The organism is Apibacter sp. B2912 (genome assembly GCF_009827835.1).
Taxonomy (GTDB): Bacteria; Bacteroidota; Bacteroidia; order Flavobacteriales; family Weeksellaceae; genus Apibacter.
Window position 1 is genome coordinate 1 of record NZ_WINV01000003.1, and the last position, 19,873, is coordinate 19,873.

Sequence of the window (19,873 nt, forward strand, 5' to 3'; positions counted from 1 at the left end):
TTTTATCAGAATTTATAACTTTTACGGTTATTTTTACTTTAACTTGTTGATCATCACAAAGATGCTGTTGGGTTGTCTGAACAAAATTATGGGTTGGTTTCAGGGTTTCTTTGAAAATAACTACAGGCTATCTGTTTGTGGTTTATGGATTTACAGTGTTGGGGTGTTGTTTTTATTCACCAATATGAACAATTTTCCCCATATGATTCAAACGAACTTTAACGATATTTCTAACCCCACTAGGTCTTTCCCTCCTCCAGATTATTCTTTTTAAATTTGCATCATTAAATTCAATGCCGGTTTCCAAATGATGTCTGAAATAATAGTCTTTAGAAGCTAATTTTTGGACTCTGAATAGATGTTGGGAAATTAGATTTAAATTTTTTTCATCGTTGATATCTAGATCATTTGGATTGAAATCTTCTGAAGGAAATAAAAACATCTCGTTTTGTTTCATGGTAAAAAGAAATTTCCAACCCAGGTTTTCATTATAGAACTTATCAATTACGGGAAGTCCTTGATTTACTTTTTCGACCGCTTCAAAAAAACTGACTATTTTTTCCTGTAGGTTTCCTTCTGCATCTTCATAAATAGCTACATGATGATTATTTCCCGTACTCACAAAGTCCACCGGAATAGGTTTGCCGTTTAAATCGAAAAGTTCGTTTCCGAAATGGTCTTTTTTAGTATGTAGCGATTCCACATTACTAACTCCGATTATAGTTGCTGTTTTAATGCAGATTCCCTTTTCTTGGTTTAGCCAGATTGGTTTTTTTTCCAAATCTGAAAAGGCTTCTTTAGCATTTCCATGGGCTTCTTTTAATCGATTTTTTAGTATGTTTTGGGTAGTGGGATCCAATACTTTTTCAATAATTTTTTCATTTTTAAAATTTTCGGGGGTAATAGCTTTTCTTATAGTATAAACTTTTTCAAACCATTGGATGGTAACTTTTTCAGGAATGGTATCGGTTGAATAAGCATTCAAAAAAATTGGTTTTTTAGTTACTGAATTTTTACCGGAAAAAGCTTTTTTAGGATCATTGAAATGATCATTCAATCGTTTTAATAAAGCATTTTTGTATATAGGATTTTGAATCATTGATACTGTCTCATAGTTACATTTTGAAGAAATCATTATTTCTTTAGTCCGGGAAATTTTTGACATCCCATAAATGGTTTCTTTATGTAAAGGGCCTCTTGGCGTAAGTTCAAGCTTGGGCGAATATCCGCCTTTTTTCTTAGGTTTATTTAAGTTTACAGTGGCTACCGTATTTTTAGTTTTGTATGAAACCAATATTTCTTTTAATTGCTTTTCGACTTCTTGTCGAAAATTTTGAGTTGGAAAAGTAAATCGAGAGGGTCTGCTTCCATTTTCATTGATTTTATCATATTTGATCTTCTTTTCAATAGCAAGAATAACTGCATGTCGTTTATGTTTTTCATCGTCCCGAGCATTCATATGATTTAAATATTGAATATGATTTCTGGATGTAAAAGCAACAAGTAAGGCATCGAGAGCTTGATGACGATGGTCATTTCCTTTGTCCCAATCGATGATCATTTCTTTTTTTTCACCTCTTGAATTTTCAACCAACTTTGTAAGTCCGGCGTTACGGAATTTTTCAATATTCAATTCTTTCATAAGATCAGATAAGTTCCAATCTTTACGTAATTTAGAAGTAATATCACTGCAAGTAGTAACCACATCGGGAGCAATTTCAAAAAGGAGTTCCTTAATTTTTCCGGCAATATATGGTGTATCTTGCAACTCTCTGTTGATAAAACTTTCACCTATTTCGGATCCTTTTTTACGTAAGTTTTTATATTTGGTTTCGGAAATAGCTCCTTTCTTATATAATTCTGAAATTACATATTGAAAGTGTTCTTCTTTCTCTTTTCCTTGATTTGATAGGTAATCGAAAGCAGTTAAATTACTTTTTTCAAGGTTTGCTTGCCTGGGAACCAGTACTTTATTGGAAAAGCTGTCATCAAATACTTTGGATTGCGGGATGATATGGTCAACGTCATAGTTGTTTGTAAAAAGATAATCTTTATTTATAGGAGTATCAGTATATAAATCGTTAAAACCGTTCGCTTCCAATTCTAAATATAATCGATAGCGAGTTATATCGTTCTTTGAGGGGTTCGAAATATTAAATTCTTTTTTTAGTATTTCTGAATATTTTTGATATCGAATTTTAGCAGCATCCCTATTTTTTGAAATTTTTTCTCGCTCTTTAGCATTTTTTTTGAGCTCTTTTGCTAATTCAAGGCGTACTTCATCAAATGCACCATACTCATCCATTAATGAATTTACCAGGTTAATTAATTGGTTTATGACTTTTTCCACTACAGGGCTTCTCAAAGAATTTTTAGGTAAAATTTCGAGTCGATCTTTTAATTTGCGGTTATTACTATCCTCACGGGGCAGGGAATGTTTAGAATGTTTATATCCCGCCATTATGCATGCCTCACTAAAAGTATTTTCTTTACAATAGGGGTAAATTTTTCGCATTGCCTTACTACTTAAATTACCATATTCTGAATCATATGAGATGGAAGCAAAGAGTTGTGCATATTCCTTTTTAAATCCGAATTTAGTAGTTAACAGTTCCAACAATTTATCATTTCCCGAGGTAGAATTGTCTCCTTCATAAGAATATACTAAATGCCAGAGCTGATATGCGCTTTGATTTTCAAATTCAGGATTCGGAAGCAACGGGTCAAAATCTAATATAAAAGTAGAAATAGAACATGTTTCAAAAACAGATTTTACTATTTCTTTGATTTCTGCGGCAGGGATTTTACTGTCTCCCGGTTTTAATTCTTCTTGGTCTTCCGGTATGTCCAAAAGTTCAAAAACATTATATCCTTCCATATCTAAAATTTTAAGATAAATTCGGTAAAGCTGTTCTTGAGTTCGATTTCCTTCCAGGATTGTAAAATTGATTTTAGTTTCTTTAGAGGGCAATTTTAATAGGGATAAAGCCTTTAGTCCGGATAGGTTTCCTTTAATATTCAGTTCTGTAAATAGTAATTCTTTTTCTTTTAACGTCAACGGACGATCGCTTCCTTCCCTTTTGATAAGTACATTACCAAGGCTTTGCCATATTTTGAACTGTTGGAAAAGAGGGGAGGACTTAGGGGCAACCTTTAAACCGATTTTTTTCTTTTTCTTTTTTCCGTTTTTATTTATTTCAATTTCTTTGTTTTCAAATTCACAAAGATTAATTAATCTTTTTTGGGAACGAAGTTTACGTTGGTAAAAGATAACGGAATCTCGAATCTTTTTTTTTAGCTCAGGAGTAAGTTGAGGGTGGAATTGCGCTTGAGTTTCCCATATTTGCTCAAACTCATCAAGATAGTCTTGTCTCAAAAATACTTGATTTTTTAATTTGGTGTGAATATTTTTTGCTACTTGGGAAAAAAGATTTTCGCCTATTGTCTGTTGATTAAAATATAGCTCTTTACTGCGATCACTAATTGCGCCTAAATATCCGCTGGAATTAGCAATATGGTTATTTATTTCAGCCAAAACATAGGCTATTTCTTCAAGAGTTATTTTTTCCGAGACTGCTTGGTCTCTCCATTTAAAGGCTTGTAACTTTTTTTCATCTCTTTTCCCTTTATTTATGGCGATTCTGATTCCATATTTTTTTAGAAATAAAGCGGCAGTTGCTCTTTGTCCTTTTCCTTCCAGTTCTTTTTTAAAATCTTCGGTCAAAATATCGGGATAATATTTTTTTTGAAAATCCCATAATGTGGACCATTCCTTTTCTAAATCGGAACGGTAAAAGTCTGGAATTTGCTTTTTCCCTTTTTTTATAAGTTGAAAAGTATATTGTCCGGGAGTTAACTTTCTTTCATATAAAAGCTTAGCAATCTCCATTCCGTCTATTGTCTTCCCATCCTCATTGTTTTTTACTTTTCTACTGCTTTTATATCCTCTCTTTTTGTTTATATGAAGTAAAACCCTGGCTAATTCTTCCAGTTCAATTCTTTCTTTTGTTGCTTTTGCTCGATTTTTTAAGGTTTCGAAAGAGGTAAATTTACCTTTTTCTGTCAAGGAAGAGTTGGATGAAATAATTTGGTTTTGAAGTAGTAATGCGATTAAGTTATTTCTTCTCAGCTTAAAACGTTGAAGGTTTCTTCTAGCGCTTCTTACTGAAGATCTTTCTGCATTGGGTGTAACAGACAATCCTTTCTCAAAATTATTCTTTTCATCTTTGGTTATAGGAATTACCCGCACCCCTAATTTAGTAATAGAATTTAAATTTGGATTTTCTTCATTTTCATGGACAACAGCCCAGCCAATTGAAGATACTCCTACGTTCAGGCCAAGAATTTTCTTAAAAGACATAATGATCTATTTGGTTTTAGTAATTATTCAATAAAAGTATAAACTAATTAGAAATAAAAAAAATGTATATTTATGATGAATTAGTTTGATTTATTGATTATCTTTGAAGCAAATAAAATTTGAAAGCAATTCACAATAAGGATTATTCCGTTGTGAAAACATTAAAGGCGGGAATTATCTCGCTTTTTTTATTGGTATGTTGGTAAGTTTAAGCTGTTATAGTAGGATGGTATTTTATATGGATAATTTATATTAAATTACACTCATTTAATTTCTTTAATAAGAATAGTATAAACCGGAAAATGGTCACTATATCCTCCCGTATAATTATTATTAGAAAAAGTACGGTAAGGGTAACCTTTATCAGGACCTTCTTGAGTAACTAAATAAAAAGGCGTAAACACATTCATTTTGTAAAAGCGATAGCCTTCTTTATCTGTAACAAGGGCAGGAGACATAATTTGTTGATCGAAAAAATTAAATGAATCTTGATAAGCAATAGTCCCCAATCCTTTTTTGAATAAGTTCTCTGCGGGATTATAATAAGAACCGGTTGTTACGTTTTCTTTTTTAGATACCGTATTTAACCCTTTTTTAATACTGGGGCTGGTGCAATCATCATTAAAATCACCCATTGCTACTATTTTTGCCTTTGGGTTGATGCTTATAAGGCTGTCCATTGCTTGTTTTAAGACTTTGGCAGCCGCCATCCTTTTGGGAAGACTTCTTTGTTCACCTCCTCGTCGGGAAGGCCAATGGTTGACGAAGAAATACATTTTTTCTCCCTCTAACAGACCTTCTACCAGAAGTATATCGCGTGTATAATTTTTATAACCTTCTTGTCTGGGTAAATTTATGAAAAGCTTTTGTTTATTTAGCGGGATAAACCTTGTTTTGTTATATAATAAGCCAACGTCTATGCCTCTTTCATCGAAAGAATTGAGATGAATAAATTCATAATTTCCTCCTCTTTTATTGATGGCTTCGCATAGATCATTCAATACATGCTCATTTTCAATTTCACATAAACCAATGATTACCGGCATAGATTGAGTTTCTGATTTTCCGGTTTCGGATATAACTCGGCTGATGTTATTGATTTTTTCTTTATATTTTTTTGTATTCCAGCGTTTTGGTCCTTTATAATGGAATTCATCGGTTAAAATATGCTTTCTGACTACTTTTTTTCCTTTTAGTTTATTGAAGGATAGTTCATCTCGGTACACCTCATATCCGGATTGTAAAGCTTCATCTTCGGATACGCTTATTTGATACTTTGGATCGTTAGGATCCAGGGTGCCGTTAATAAGATCAGCAGATGGAATAGTGTCATAGAGATTTTCTACGTTATAAAACATGACGGTTGCTGATTTATATCGTATTTGTGCTTCAATGGGGGTATTATCAAGTAATAAAAAAATAAAAACAAATATATTTTTTAATAATATACGCATAGATCCGTTTTTTTTATATTAACAAAACTAAAAATAAATAATTATATTTGCTTCAATAGGCTTCTTGAAATTACTGAAAGATGATGAAATTTAAGTTATTGTATTGGATACTTTTTGTAAATCAGGTAATATTTGCGCAAACTATGATCTATGGTTATCTCAAAGGAGATCAAGATAAACCTTTAGATCAGGCTGTCGTTAGCTTAGGTGAAGATCGTTTGATACAATCCAAATCCGATAGGGTAGGATATTTTCAATTTAAAGATGTAGCTGCTGGAACTTATCTAATAATCATTAATAGAGTAGGCTATGTGCCCTTAACTTTAACGGTAAAAGTTTTTCCTAAAGAAACGAGGAAAGATTTAGGAGTAATAAAATTAGAATATAATCCTTCTCAAGAGGATGAAGGTTTATTGACTTTGATGGAAGATGATTTTTCGTCGGATGAAGAGAGTTCTCAATCAATGACAGGAATTGGGTTATTACAATCTTCTAAAGATGTATTTTCTAAAACCGCCTCTTTTGAATTAGGATCTTACTGGTTCAAAGTAAGGGGAATTGATAACAGCTATGCAAATATTATGTTTAATGGTATTCCAATGTCTAAAAATCATACAGGAAAACCTGATTTTGGAAATTGGGGTGGTTTAAATAATGTTGTTAAATATCCTTACGAATTAGCGGAAAATAATACCATCTCTGATTATTCTTTCAGCAATTTGGGAGGAACAACTTATTACGATACACGTTCTTCTTCTTACAGGAAAGGATTTCAGCTAACCTATTCTTTCTCAAATCGTACGTATCAACATAGAATCATGACAACGTATTCCTCGGGAATGCTTCCGTCGGGATGGGCTTTCACTTTTTCAGGTTCCAGAAGATGGATGGAAGAAGGAGTAATTGATGGGACCTATAATAATTCCTATGCGTACTTCGCATCTCTTGAGAAAAAAATTAATGATAACCACAGACTAAATCTTACTGCATTCGGTACTCCAACAAGAAAAACAGGAATGAGTCCTAATACACAAGAAGTATATGACCTAAGAGGTAAGAATTATAATTCATATTGGGGCTGGCAAGATGGAGATAAAAGAAATGAAAGGGTAAAAAGAATTTTTGAGCCGATATTTATGTTAACTCATTACTGGAATTTAAGCGATAAATCAAAGTTAACAACTACAGCCTCATATCAATTTGGATATAATAAAAGTTCCCGTCTAAATAGGTATGAAGCCGATAACCCATCTCCAACTTATTATAAAAATTTACCTAGTTACTGGCTTAGTCAGGGAAATATGACGGAATATGAAAATTTTCTTCATGCTTGGAAGACAAATGATCTCAACGTGACTCAACTCGATTGGGGATATTTATATAATACAAATTATCATGCTCCAACATATCAAGATCCCTACAGCGGGCAAATAGGCAGAAGAGCTTCCTATTTCCTGGTGGATGATGTTTATAAAGATAAAACCTTTAATGCTGCCATTCATTTGCAGACTTTTTTGAGCGATAATTGGAAATTTTTTCTCAATTTAAATTATCAAAATTTAGTTTCAGATAATTATAGAGAGGTAAATGATTTATTGGGAGCAGATTTTGTCGTAAATAAAAGTTCATTTATAAAGGGTGATGGTTCCGGTTCATCTACCGATGATTATAACAGCTTAAAACCCGGTAGTGTAGCAACAAGAAAAGGCGAGAAAACAGAATATGATTACCGAATGTTCAGGCAGGAAATAACGGGAAATGCTACCTCAAGAGTAACGTTTAACCATTGGGAGATGGCAGTATCATTAGTATTCGGTTGGAGTGAAGCCTATAGAGACGGAAAATTTAAACACGGATTATATCCGAATAATTCGTACGGAAAATCTAATAAAGCCAATTTTACGGAATTGGGTCTTAGAACAGGAATAACTTATAAGATTAATGGAAGAAATTTCATTATAGTAAACTCCGCCTATTTTGAGTCTTCACCAACTTTAAATGAAATTTTTGTGAATTCCCGATTAAATAATGACATAACACCTCATATATCCAATCAAAGAATAAATACTAATGATTTAACATATATTTTAAGGTCTCCTTCTGTGAAAGCCAGGATTACCGGATACTATACAAAGATAAAAGATGCGGTAGAAATAACTCGTTATTATGCTAAAGGAGTTAGTTTAGATGAAAGTGAAGATGCATTTGTTTCAGAAGTTTTAGCAGGTGTTGAAAAAGAATATTTGGGTTCTGAAATAGGGTTGGAATGGAAATTAACACCATCTTTAACCCTCTCCGGAATAGCATCTGTAGGACAATATACGTATAAAAATAATCCTAATTTGTACATACTTAGTGATAATTCACCGGGTGTACATGATTACGGATCTTCTTTCATTAAAAATTATAAGATTACCGGAACACCACAAAAAGCATATGTTGTTGGAATTAAATATGATTCGCCTAACTATTGGTGGGTAGGAGTTAGTGGTAATTTCTTACAAGATAATTATTCGAATATATCTTCTCTATCAAGAACCAAAAATTTTATTATGAAAGATGATGCTTTTCCATATGAGGGAGCTACTCAAGAAAATGTTAAATCAATTATAAAACAGAAGCAATTTCAAGATGTTTTTATGTTAAATGCTTCTTTGGGTAAATCTCTTAAAATGGGTAAGTATTCCTTGAGTTTAAGTGCTTCGATAAATAATATTTTAAATGAAAGAGGTTATGTTACCGGATCATTTGAGCAAGGAAGATATTCCAATTATGAACAATTGGAAAAAGATAAATCGTTGGCCTATCCGCTTTTTGGTAATAAGCTTTTTTACGATAGAGGCAGATCGTATTTCATAAACGTTTCTTTTAGATTTTAAATTAATGCTGAAATAAACGATAAATTTTAAAATTGAAAAAATGATTAAAAATAGTGTACTATTTATATTTATATCTTGGTTTCTCTTGGCCTGTGTACATGATGATGATTATAAAAATCCCTCAGTAAATCAAGGTCGGCTAATGCAAGCGACTGTATACATTTCCGATCTTTTAAAAACAGCTCCTGTTTTTACCGGAAAAAATGGTATAGAGGCACAAGCTTTTACAAATGGCGAAATTTTAGAGGGCTATGTTATTTCAACAGATCATGCCGGAAATTTTTATAAAAATTTATTTTTAGTTACTGAAGATGGAACTCAAGGGATTGTACTCAGCATTAATAAATCCAGCTTATATACTTATTATCCGCTTGGATCTAAACTATATATTAAATTAGATGATCTCTATTATGGAAAGCAAAACGGTATGGTTCAGATTGGTATGCTTCCCACTCAGCCGGAAAAATATATCGTCGATCAAATAACTCCTTCAGTTATGAAATCGAATATTATCTTGGGTAAAGATCAAAAAAATGATGAAGAATTGGTTATTAAAAGAAATTCAGCCGGTAAATTGTTAACTGCAAGAGAGGTCAATAATAATGAAAAATATTTGTGTACTTTGGTTGAAATTAGCGGAGTAGAATTTAATGACTCGGGAAAAACATTTGTTAGAAACAATTCTAGTACAGACAATCAGGTAAATACTATAAATCTCAATTATTTTGCTGTACCTATAAGTAATTATGCTTCTTTTGCGGGATATAAAATTCCCTATGGAGAGGGTAAATTGAGAGGAATTATGACCCGATATGATGGAAAGTATAAAACCTATAGGTTGAACCTGAGAACTATAGAAGATGTCAAAGATTTTCCACTTACTCAACCTTTTTTTATTGAAACTTTTAATAAGGTTTCAAATGTATCCGTAAGACCTAAAATAAATAATGCAATCGGTTTTGATAATTCTCAATCGGTCACCTATAGTGATCCTTATGGAAAAGCAGATATTAGAACTTCAGGAACTTCATTTCCTTCCCCTTTGGTTTGGTTTCCGGCAAATACGAATGCTTCATTAATTATAGACCATATCAATACATCCGGTCATAAACAAATGGTTTTATCGTTTAAACTCAATGTAGGCATTTTTAATTCATTGGATATTGGCTTTGTGGATGATTTAATAGTTAAATGTAATGATGTTGAAGTGGAGCTTCCCCATATTGCTTTAGATATAAGCAACAATAAAAATACATTTTATACTGTGCGAATTCCTATTCCGGATGGTACTCAAAAAATTGAATTTTTTGGATCAGCAAGTAAAAATAAAAAAGGAATTAGGATTGATATGATACAATTGGAAGATTAATTATTGAAATGATGAAATTAAAATACACATATTCACTTATAATTATTGGATTGGTAATTAAGGGATTTCTTATCTCCTGTGTTGATAATGATGACTACTCAACGCCACCGATTCCTCCAAGCGGATTTTTTAAAGAAACTTTTAATAAGGTAACTAAAGTCAAGGGAGGAATAATTAGTTCAAGTCCATGGCCTAAAGTATCTGCGGTTACTAATTTTGATGGAGAGGCTGAAGGAGCAGTTTATTCGGATCCATTTAGGTTGGCTGATATAAGAAAATTAAACGGATCCAGTGAAATTGCCAAGAAAGAATTTTTTATATGGTTCCCGGCAAACAAAGAATCATCTTTAATCATAAGTAATATTCCATTAGGAAACCGGAAAAATATAGCCTTGAGATATAATTTCAATGCAAATATTTATAACTCAGATGAAATTTCTAATACAAACAAGCTAAGAATTAGATTTAATGAGAAAGAGCTGACATTACCCGATATTGAACTCAATGCATTCAACAATAGAAACAAATACAAAGGCGTAATGATCAGAATTCCTGATGAAATTTTAAAAGAAATTTCAACCTTAGAATTGATCAGTGAAGCGGCAAGTAATGATAGAGGTTTTAGAGTTGATGATATTGAATTGGTTGAGAATTTTCCGAATTTAGAATAAAGGCAAATAATATACAAACTGTTTTTTATAAACTATTTTAATTGGAATAATTTTGTATATTTAGTAAGTTAATTCTTTAAAAATAGTATATGCAAAAAACAGCTTTAATTACCGGGGCTACTTCAGGTATAGGCCAAGCTACGGCGAAAATTTTCGCTGAAAAAGGAATCAACCTTATACTCTGTGGAAGAAGAAAAAGTAGATTGGACGATATAAAAAAAGAATTGGAAGATAATGTGAAAATAACCACTCTTTCATTCGATGTTGGAAATAGAGAAGCGGTATTTTCTGCAATAGAAAGTTTGTCGGATCAAAATAAGAAAGATATAAATATATTAGTAAATTGTGCAGGAAATGCCCATGGATTAGACACATTTTTGGATTCTTCAATTGATGATTTTGATTCGATGATCGATTCGAATGTTAAAGGACTTCTGTATGTATCCAAAGCAGTTGTGCCTATTTTGGTTGCCAACAAAAGAGGGCATATAATAAATATAAGTTCTATTGCAGGAAAAGAAACTTATCCAAAAGGAATGGTATATTGTGCTACCAAACATGCCGTGGAAGCAATCAGTAAAGGAATGAGAATGGATTTATTAACTCAAGGGATAAAAGTTACCAATATTGCTCCGGGTGCTGTTGAAACTGAATTTTCCTTAGTTCGATTTAAAGGAGACCAAAAAAGAGCAGACTCTGTTTATCAGGGTTTTGAGCCTTTAGTTGCAGAAGATATAGCGGATGCTATCTATTATGCCGTTTCAAGACCCGACCATGTACAAATTGCGGACATGACCATATTTCCGAAAGCTCAAGCTTCAGGAACGTTATTTGACAGAAAATAATTTTTTAGTTACTTATTTTCATACCAAATATTCCAGGCATGATCAGCTTGTAAATGGAGCATTTCCAATCCATTTTTAGTTTGTGAACCTGCTTTTTTTCCCAGTTGTAACAATTTAGTTTCTTCCGGATTGTATATCAAATCATAAATTAGATGTTGAGGGGTAAAAAAATGAGCGGGTATGGGGGGACAATCATCTATATTAGGATAAGTTCCTACCGGTGTTGTATTTATAATTAAATTGTGAGATGAAATTATTTCTTGGGTTAATGAGCTATAGGTATTTATTCCGTTTCGGGATATGATTGTATAAGGTATGGAAAGATGGTATAAAATATAAGCGACCGCTTGGGAAGCTCCACCGTTACCGAGAATTAAAGCCGATTGGTGTTGAGGTTTTAATAAAGGAACTAATGAGTTTTTAAAACCAATAGCATCGGTATTATAACCTATTCTTTTTTTACCTTTAATTTTAACCGTATTAACAGCTCCAATTTTTTCAGCCTCAGGACTTAATTCATCTAGAAAATCTAGTATATCTTTTTTATAAGGAATGGTAACATTAAAACCGATTAAATCTGGCGTGTTAAAGAGTTTTGAAATATCATTTTTGGAAGGAATATCAAATATTTTATAAGAAAAATCTTTTAGTCCCAGTAATTTAAATTTTTCCGTGAAATAATTTTTGGAAAAAGAATAAGAAATATTTTTCCCTAATAAACCTAAAATCATATTTAATCAACTTGAAGTTACTAACAAATATATAAAAACCCAAGTTTATATTATACAAATTAAATAAAGATATGTATTTTTGTAGCGTTTAATCCTAATTGGATGTTTGTCGAACCAAGTAATCGAATATGAAAAAAATAATTATTGTTATAATAATTTTGTTTTTATTATTTTCGTTTGGATTAATTATAGTAGGCGTTCCTTATTACAAAAAATATTACAGCTCTAATGTTATTCAGGAAAAGCTTATATATATTCCAACTCGAGCTAGTTACCATCAGGTAAAAAAAATGCTTGCTCCATATCTTAAAGACATCGAATCTTTTGACAAAGTAGCTTATGCCGAAAAATATCCGGATAAAATAAAAGCAGGAAGGTATAAATTAAATGTAGGCGAAAATAATAAAGATTTAATCAGGCGATTACTATTAGGCAAGCAAGATGAAGTTCATTTAAGAATTAAATCATATGATGACATTTATGAATTAGCTTCCGATTTAGGTAAGAATTTAGAAGATGATTCTTTACATTTTATAAATTATTTTAAAAAACAAGCATCGTTAAAAGGATATAATGATGTGGAAGAGCTGAAAATATATTTCACTCCTGAAACCTATTATATGGACTGGAATACTTCGCCTGAAAAATTATTTTCAAGATTTGAAACTATTCATAACCGTTTTTGGAATGAAAAAAGAAAAGCAGAAGCCGATAAATTAGGGTTGTCTGTTCTAGAGGTTTATACCTTAGCTTCCATAGTTCAAAGGGAATATGTAAAAAAAGACGAACTGCCTATCATCGCCAGCTTATATCTTAATCGTCTAAAAAATGATATGAAATTACAATCGGATCCTACCGTTCAGTATGCTGAAAGAAAAGTATATGGCTTTAAGGTTCAAGTTAAGAGAGTAAAAAATGTATCTATTGATTCTCCATACAATACCTATAAGTATAAAGGTTTACCTCCTCTACCTATTTGTGTTCCTAATGATTTTGTAGTCGATGCCGTTTTAAATCCGGCTAAAACTGATTATTTGTATATGTGTGCCATAAGAAATACCGGCAGACATGCCTTCACCTCCAATCCGACAGAGCATATGAAAAATGCCAGAGACTACATTGATTGGTTAAATTCGCTCAAAATAAACTAAAATAAATATTATGAAATTAAATTTACTTAGTAAATACAGAACCTTATTGATGGGTTTTGCCATTTTATGGGTTATGTTTTACCATTCTCACGTGTATGTAGGTACATCAAAATTTTTAGAATTCTTTAAACGGATAGGCTATGGTGGGGTGGATATTTTTATATTAGTATCCGGTTTTGGTGTCTATTTTTCTATCCATAATGATGATTCAATTAGACATTTTTATAAAAAAAGAGCATTACGTATATTACCTTATTATTATCCAGTTGTTTTAATAGTTACTATCATAGCGATAAAATTAGGGATTTGGAATACAGATTCATTATTTTATAATTTAACTACTTTAGGCTATTGGAGAAATGTGGGTTTAGGAAAAATATATGATTGGTATATTCCTGCACTTTTGTTTTTATACCTTGTAACACCTTTATATTACAAGTTTTTTAAAATAAATAAGACTGCAACTACACTATGTGCCATAGCAGCAGCTTATATTTTTAGCTATTCAACCTATAATACGTACGAATATCTTTATAATTTAACATTTAGAATACCCCATTACGTTATAGGTTTTTGGCTAGCCGATTTCTTAATTAGAAATAAGGAATATGAATTTAATAAATTTACAATAGTTTTATTTGCATTAAGTCTAATAGTAGGAGTAAGTCTTCTTTATTATTTTTATTATTATACTCCCTATTTTGAAGAGTATGGAATTTATGTAGCCCCTTTCATTCTTATTACCTTGCCATTGTGTATGTTCTTATGTTATTTATTTTCTTTATTTAAGTCGTATAAATTTCCGATTCTTACATTTTTAGGAATACATAGCCTTACCTTATTTATATTTCATGAGAAAATCCTCTATTTATTTCATCTGTTTTTGCCTTCCAACATTGAAAATATATGTGCATTCATTTTAACATTTATTTTAGCGTATGTATGGCAAAAATTAATTGACAATATTGTAAATAAGATAACTATAAAGAAAAAAAAAACTTTCCAATAGGAAAGTTATAATAACAAATATTTAAAGCATTTTTAAAGTATTAACTTCGAGGTCTGTGAGAATTCTCCAGTAACCTCGTTTTAATGCTTTTTTTGTTAATCCGGCAAACATTACCCGATCGAGCTTTTCTACCTCATATCCTAACCTTTCAAACATTCTTCGAATAATACGGTTCCACCCGATATGGATTTCAACTCCTACTTCGTTTTTTGGAGCTCCTTCAATGTAGGATATCTTGTCAACCTTAGCAATTCCCTCTTCAAATCGTAAACCTTCCAACAATTTACCAAAATCTTCAACCGAAACTTTTTTATTTAATGTGACATGATAAATCTTTTTAACTTCATGGGAAGGATGGGTTAATTTTTTAGTAAGATCTCCATCATTAGTTAAAAGAAGTACACCGGTGGTTTGCCTATCCAATCGGCCGACAGGATATAAACGATAAGGAGAAGCATTGGCGACTAAATCCAATACAGTCTTTCTGGCCTTTTCATCCTTAGTGGTTGAAATATAACCTTTGGGTTTATTCAAAAGTACGTATACATTTTTCTCAGGACGAATATATCTTCCGTCAAAAAATACTTCATCGCCCGGTTGTACTTTATACCCAAATTCTGTAATAATTTTTCCGTTAACTTCAACAACTCCATTTTGAATAAATATATCCGCTTCTCTTCTGCTGCAAACGCCTGAATTTGCTATATATTTATTGAGTCTTGTTCCGTCATTTTCTTTAGGAGTTTTAGGTAATCTTTTTCTAAATGGAGCAGCGGATGCGTACCTTTTTTTATCCTCAAATTTATTTTTTTTACCAGGTTTATTTTCCTTTTTATCATTGGCTTTGAAATATTCTTTTTTATAAGATTTTTCATTTCTTCCAGAGCCTCTTCTGTCGTATGATTTATTATTTTTCATTTGTTGCAAATCTATGTTAATATACCTTTATGATATACGTATGTATAAATAGGGTAGAAAGCTATTTTTAAACAAACTTCATTAAAAGTGCAAAGTTAAGGGATTCCCATCAATAAATACTAGAGAAATAGTGCCTAAAAAAATCCAAAATTTGATCATAAATATTAATATCTGAATATATTGAGGTTTACTTAACCAGATAACCACAATCGAACAAACGCATAATAGTATGGTTAGTAAATAATAAAGTCTTATTTCATAGAGATGAGGTTCACAGCTTAATTGAAAGGAAATACATAATAATAAACAAAATAATATGTTTAATATAATTTTGGTAGGTATAATTCCCAAAGTATTAGGCAAAGTATGGTAATTAAAAAGATGATCATATTTATAGGAGAGAAGATCTTTACAAATATCTTTGATGAAGATGATTAAGAATAAAAATCCAGAAAGATATAAAATGTAAGAAGAAAAATTTTCATAAAATAAAAACAGTGCTAAAAAAGGAAAAAGCATGATAGCAGAATTAGTCAAATTATTGATAAAAACTATTCGACTGAGTTTATGGCTGTAAAACCAAATGATAAATTGATAAATTAGAAAAAAAATAAAAATACGATAAGATAACACTATGGCAATAGTTAAAGATATGAAATTGAAAAAAATGTAAAATCGTAAAGCTATTCCATTACTGATAAATCGTTGCAATATAGAAGTTATCGGTTTATATATCATATCTTTTTCCTGATCGTAAAAAAAATTTATAATATAACCAGCCATGGCACTTAGTGACGAGGATAAGATAATACCATGAAGCTTTATATTTTTTAAATTCTCAACAATATTTTTTTCATCACCAAATAAATAAATTGCAGAAATATACATGGCTAGAATTAGCATAATTACATTAAAAATTCTAACCCTAACCAAAAAAGAAAGATTAATTAAAAATATTTTTTTTCCTGAAGAGTACATCCATTAAGGATATTAATCAGGTAAAAATACAAAAAAATTAAGGGATTTATAATTAAAAACGATATACGATTTCTTTTTTATAATTTTTTAACATTTTTTCAGTAGCTTCATAATCCTGGGTAAAGCCTAATATATATCCGCCACCTCCGGATCCGCAAAGTTTCAAATAATAAGTATTAGTATCAATACCCTTTTTCCAAATTTTTAAAAATTTTCGAGGGATCATAGGGGTAAAATGATCTAAGGCCCACAGAGAAAGATGTTTCAAGTTTTGAAAAAAGGATCCCATATCCCTATTGAGAAAAGAATCTATACAATTGTTATTATATTTTATAAATTCTTCTTTTAAAGTTTTTCTAAAACCTTCATTTTTAAGTTTTTCAAAAAAAATCTGAACCATAGGTTCTGTTTCACCGGGCATGCCGGAATTAATTAAAAAAACAGCTCCTTTTCCATCTTTGCTCTCAGTTAATCCTATTTTGTCAACATCTGCATTAGGTTGAATTAATAACGGGATATTCATATAACAGATAAGAGGGTCAATGCCTGAACTTTTTCCGTGAAAAAAAGATTCCATTTGTCCTAAAACGTTTTTTAAATCTTTTAAATCAGTTTTTAGAATCTTATCAGATGAAATTTTATTTACAGAATATTTATCGAAGATAGCAGCTACCAGAGCACCGGAGCTACCAACCCCATATCCTTGAGGAATATTAGAATCGAAGAACATTCCTTTTTCAATATCTTTTTCAAGCTGAGAAATATTAATCGAAAATTTTTCAGGTAATGATAAAGTTTTCAAATAATCTGCAAATTTATGCAATGATTTATTTGATTTTGATTCATTTTCATTAAGTTTTGAAGAAAACTGTAAAGTTCCTTTATAGGCATTGTAGGGTAGGGTTAACCCTCTTGAATTTTCAATAATTCCATATTCTCCAAAGAGTAAAATTTTTGCATAAAATAAAGGATGCTTCATATTTTAATATTCTTCAAAAAACATTACAAATTTACACATTATATTAATTTTGTAATTAAAATTTAACTAATATTTTTATAAACCTTTGACAGTTTCTAATTTTAAAAATTATCTAAATCCATTGGATATAAAAACAAAATATTCATGCTGATAATGAAAAAGTTGGCATTAATTTTTTTAGAGATTAAAACATTAACTTAATTATATACAAATTTTGGGATATTGCATACGTATCAGTAGTTTTTTTTAGGTTTGGAAGTAATTGCTATTATTCACCTAATTAGTGTATTACCCTGTTGTAGATGGTTTTTTAAATAAGAAGTTAACTAGCTGTAATGTATGGGTGAAAATAAATTCAACGAATAATGGTTTAAATATAAAATAAAGAATATTCTAAAAATCAATTAAATAATTTAAAATAAAATAAAAAAATCCCGGAATTCCGGGATTTTTTATTTTTATAAAGAAAAAATGTGATTGTTACATCATTCCCGGCATTCCTCCACCCATTGGAGGCATTGCAGGTTCATCTTTTTTAATATCAGTAATTACACATTCAGTAGTTAATAACATTCCGGCAACAGAAGCCGCATTTTCTAATGCAACACGAGTTACTTTAGTAGGGTCAATAATTCCGGCGCTGAACATATTTTCGTATTGTTCAGATTTGGCATTGTAACCGAAATCATCTTTTCCTTCTTTAACTTTATTAACTACAACAGAGCCTTCACCACCGGCATTAGCTACAATTTGACGAAGTGGTTCTTCAATAGCTCTTCTAACGATTTTGATACCGGTTTCTTCATCTTGATTAATACCTTTAAGTGATTCAATTCCGTTAATTGCGCGAACTAAAGCGACACCACCTCCGGCAACAAAACCTTCTTCAACAGCAGCACGAGTTGCATGTAATGCATCATCTACTCGGTCTTTTTTCTCTTTCATTTCAACTTCTGAAGCAGCACCTACATATAAAACAGCAACTCCTCCCGCTAATTTAGCAAGTCTCTCTTGAAGTTTTTCTTTATCGTAATCAGAAGTAGTATTTTCAATTTGAGCTTTAATTTGAGCTACTCTTTGTTTGATGTTTTCATCACTTCCAGCACCGTTAACGATGGTCGTGTTATCTTTATCAATAGATACTTTTTCAGCAGTACCTAACATTTCTAATGTTGCTCCTTCAAGAGTTAATCCTGCTTCTTCAGAAATAACGGTTCCTCCTGTTAAAATTGCGATATCTTCTAACATTGCTTTTCTTCTGTCTCCAAATCCCGGAGCTTTAACAGCAGCAATTTTTAAAGACCCTCTTAACTTATTTACTACTAAAGTAGCCAATGCTTCACCATCTACTTCTTCAGAAATAATAAGTAAAGATTTACCATGTTGTGCAACCGGTTCTAACACTGGAAGTAAATCTTTCATACTGGATATTTTTTTATCGCATAATAAAATATATGGATTTTCCAGCTCAGTGATCATTTTATCTGTATTAGTTACAAAGTAAGGAGATTGGTATCCTCTGTCAAATTGCATACCTTCTACTACGTCTACGTAAGTATCTGTACCTTTTGCTTCTTCCACAGTGATAACACCTTCTTTACCTACTTTACCGAAAGCTTCAGCAATAAGTGAACCGATAGTATCATCGTTATTAGCAGAAATTGATGCAACTTGTTTGATCTTTTCTGAATCAGAACCAACTTCTTGAGATTGTTTTTTTAATTCTTCAACAACAGCAGCTACTGCTTTATCAATCCCTCTTTTTAAATCCATTGGATTTGCACCCGCAGCTACATTTTTTAATCCTTCTCTTACAATAGCTTGTGCCAATACAGTTGCTGTAGTTGTTCCATCACCGGCAACATCATTGGTTTTAGAAGCAACTTCTTTAACCATTTGAGCTCCTAAATTTTCAATAGGCTCTTCTAATTCAATTTCTTTTGCAACAGTAACACCATCTTTAGTTACATGAGGAGCTCCGAAAGATTTTTGTATAACTACATTTCTTCCTTTAGGTCCTAAAGTAACTTTAACAGCGTCAGCTAAAGCGTCTACCCCTTTTTTAAGGGCATCTCTAGATTCAATATTAAATTTTATATCTTTTGCCATTTTAATTTTTTTAAGATTTGAGTATTTGGTTTAATTAAACAATTGCTAAAATATCAGACTCTCTCATTATAAGATAATCCTTTCCATTAAGTTTTAGTTCAGTTCCGGAATATTTTCCATATAAAACTTTATCACCAACTTTAACAGTTAACGGTTCGTCTTTTTTTCCGGCTCCTACTGCAACTATAACCCCTTCTTGTGGTTTTTCTTTAGCACTATCAGGGATAATGATTCCTGAAGCTGTTTTTGTTTCAGCAGCTGCCGGCTCTACTACTACACGGTCAGCCAATGGTTTAATTGATAGTTCTGACATATCTATTATTTTTAATTTTTATATTATTTTTTTAAACTAATTGGTAATACCCTTTTCTTTTTTCTAAAAATATGCCAAATAAAAGTTTTATGACAAAAAGAAAGTAA

Annotated in this window: 14 protein-coding genes; 6 read left to right on the forward strand and 8 right to left on the reverse strand. The window is 31.2% G+C overall.

What is annotated here, in order from left to right; translation table 11 throughout:
• Nucleotides 1-172 precede the first annotated feature (172 nt).
• Both cas9 and GFV01_RS06160 read right to left on the reverse strand, forming a co-directional pair.
• Nucleotides 173-4,360, reverse strand: a complete 4,188-nt coding sequence (gene cas9 / locus GFV01_RS06155; protein WP_160565648.1) for a type II CRISPR RNA-guided endonuclease Cas9 — start codon at nt 4,358-4,360, stop codon at nt 173-175.
• Nucleotides 4,361-4,623: 263 nt separating this feature from the next.
• Nucleotides 4,624-5,814: an endonuclease gene (locus GFV01_RS06160; RefSeq protein ID WP_160565650.1), complete on the reverse strand. Its 1,191-nt coding sequence runs from the start codon at nt 5,812-5,814 to the stop codon at nt 4,624-4,626.
• An 80-nt stretch (nt 5,815-5,894) separates the two neighbouring features.
• Here GFV01_RS06160 and GFV01_RS06165 point away from each other — a divergent pair, with 80 nt between their 5' ends.
• The 4 genes from GFV01_RS06165 (at nt 5,895) to GFV01_RS06180 (ending at nt 11,578) form a co-directional block, all read left to right on the forward strand.
• Nucleotides 5,895-8,693, forward strand: coding sequence for a TonB-dependent receptor (locus GFV01_RS06165; protein WP_160565652.1), 2,799 nt, complete (start codon nt 5,895-5,897; stop codon nt 8,691-8,693).
• Nucleotides 8,694-8,733: 40 nt separating this feature from the next.
• The gene (locus tag GFV01_RS06170) at nt 8,734-10,062 is read left to right on the forward strand and encodes a DUF5689 domain-containing protein (RefSeq protein ID WP_160565654.1); all 1,329 of its coding nucleotides are present in this window, start codon (nt 8,734-8,736) and stop codon (nt 10,060-10,062) included.
• 8 nt (nt 10,063-10,070) lie between these two features.
• A complete protein-coding gene (locus tag GFV01_RS06175) occupies nt 10,071-10,733 on the forward strand; it encodes a hypothetical protein (RefSeq protein WP_160565656.1) in 663 nt (220 codons plus the stop codon).
• Between the two features lie 89 nt (nt 10,734-10,822).
• Entirely contained in the window at nt 10,823-11,578 is a 756-nt protein-coding gene (locus tag GFV01_RS06180; protein ID WP_160565658.1) for an SDR family NAD(P)-dependent oxidoreductase, read from the forward strand.
• Nucleotides 11,579-11,586: 8 nt separating this feature from the next.
• Here the strand turns inward: GFV01_RS06180 and GFV01_RS06185 are convergent, their stop codons facing one another.
• On the reverse strand, nt 11,587-12,309 hold the full coding sequence (locus GFV01_RS06185; RefSeq protein ID WP_160565660.1) for a shikimate dehydrogenase: 723 nt from the start codon (nt 12,307-12,309) through the stop codon (nt 11,587-11,589).
• A gap of 128 nt (nt 12,310-12,437) precedes the next feature.
• Here GFV01_RS06185 and mltG point away from each other — a divergent pair, with 128 nt between their 5' ends.
• Together mltG and GFV01_RS06195 are read left to right on the forward strand one after the other, a co-directional pair.
• Nucleotides 12,438-13,460 (forward strand): endolytic transglycosylase MltG, encoded by a 1,023-nt coding sequence (mltG, locus tag GFV01_RS06190; RefSeq protein WP_160565662.1) that lies wholly within the window; start codon nt 12,438-12,440, stop codon nt 13,458-13,460.
• Nucleotides 13,461-13,470: 10 nt separating this feature from the next.
• Nucleotides 13,471-14,469: an acyltransferase gene (locus GFV01_RS06195; RefSeq protein ID WP_160557650.1), complete on the forward strand. Its 999-nt coding sequence runs from the start codon at nt 13,471-13,473 to the stop codon at nt 14,467-14,469.
• A gap of 21 nt (nt 14,470-14,490) precedes the next feature.
• Here the strand turns inward: GFV01_RS06195 and GFV01_RS06200 are convergent, their stop codons facing one another.
• From GFV01_RS06200 to groES, 5 genes are all read right to left on the reverse strand, one after another.
• A complete protein-coding gene (locus GFV01_RS06200) occupies nt 14,491-15,387 on the reverse strand; it encodes a pseudouridine synthase (protein WP_160565664.1) in 897 nt (298 codons plus the stop codon).
• 81 nt (nt 15,388-15,468) lie between these two features.
• On the reverse strand, nt 15,469-16,365 hold the full coding sequence (locus GFV01_RS06205) for a UbiA family prenyltransferase (protein ID WP_160565666.1): 897 nt from the start codon (nt 16,363-16,365) through the stop codon (nt 15,469-15,471).
• A gap of 52 nt (nt 16,366-16,417) precedes the next feature.
• Nucleotides 16,418-17,344 carry a mevalonate kinase gene (locus tag GFV01_RS06210; RefSeq protein WP_160565668.1) on the reverse strand — a complete coding sequence of 309 codons (927 nt, stop codon included), beginning with the start codon at nt 17,342-17,344 and terminating at the stop codon, nt 16,418-16,420.
• Between the two features lie 480 nt (nt 17,345-17,824).
• Nucleotides 17,825-19,453, reverse strand: a complete 1,629-nt coding sequence (gene groL, locus GFV01_RS06215) for a chaperonin GroEL (protein ID WP_105296415.1) — start codon at nt 19,451-19,453, stop codon at nt 17,825-17,827.
• 34 nt (nt 19,454-19,487) lie between these two features.
• Entirely contained in the window at nt 19,488-19,766 is a 279-nt protein-coding gene (gene groES, locus GFV01_RS06220) for a co-chaperone GroES (RefSeq protein ID WP_055426187.1), read from the reverse strand.
• Nucleotides 19,767-19,873 lie beyond the last annotated feature (107 nt).

Excerpts from the sequence above, each read along its gene's own strand:
- cas9 (WP_160565648.1), bottom strand. The coding sequence starts at position 4,360 with ATGTCTTTTAAGAAAATTCTTGGCCTGAACGTAGGAGTATCTTCAATT.
- GFV01_RS06160 (WP_160565650.1), bottom strand. The coding sequence starts at position 5,814 with ATGCGTATATTATTAAAAAATATATTTGTTTTTATTTTTTTATTACTT.
- GFV01_RS06165 (WP_160565652.1), top strand. The coding sequence starts at position 5,895 with ATGATGAAATTTAAGTTATTGTATTGGATACTTTTTGTAAATCAGGTA.
- GFV01_RS06170 (WP_160565654.1), top strand. The coding sequence starts at position 8,734 with ATGATTAAAAATAGTGTACTATTTATATTTATATCTTGGTTTCTCTTG.
- GFV01_RS06175 (WP_160565656.1), top strand. The coding sequence starts at position 10,071 with ATGATGAAATTAAAATACACATATTCACTTATAATTATTGGATTGGTA.
- GFV01_RS06180 (WP_160565658.1), top strand. The coding sequence starts at position 10,823 with ATGCAAAAAACAGCTTTAATTACCGGGGCTACTTCAGGTATAGGCCAA.
- GFV01_RS06185 (WP_160565660.1), bottom strand. The coding sequence starts at position 12,309 with ATGATTTTAGGTTTATTAGGGAAAAATATTTCTTATTCTTTTTCCAAA.
- mltG (WP_160565662.1), top strand. The coding sequence starts at position 12,438 with ATGAAAAAAATAATTATTGTTATAATAATTTTGTTTTTATTATTTTCG.
- GFV01_RS06195 (WP_160557650.1), top strand. The coding sequence starts at position 13,471 with ATGAAATTAAATTTACTTAGTAAATACAGAACCTTATTGATGGGTTTT.
- GFV01_RS06200 (WP_160565664.1), bottom strand. The coding sequence starts at position 15,387 with ATGAAAAATAATAAATCATACGACAGAAGAGGCTCTGGAAGAAATGAA.
- GFV01_RS06205 (WP_160565666.1), bottom strand. The coding sequence starts at position 16,365 with ATGTACTCTTCAGGAAAAAAAATATTTTTAATTAATCTTTCTTTTTTG.
- GFV01_RS06210 (WP_160565668.1), bottom strand. The coding sequence starts at position 17,344 with ATGAAGCATCCTTTATTTTATGCAAAAATTTTACTCTTTGGAGAATAT.
- groL (WP_105296415.1), bottom strand. The coding sequence starts at position 19,453 with ATGGCAAAAGATATAAAATTTAATATTGAATCTAGAGATGCCCTTAAA.
- groES (WP_055426187.1), bottom strand. The coding sequence starts at position 19,766 with ATGTCAGAACTATCAATTAAACCATTGGCTGACCGTGTAGTAGTAGAG.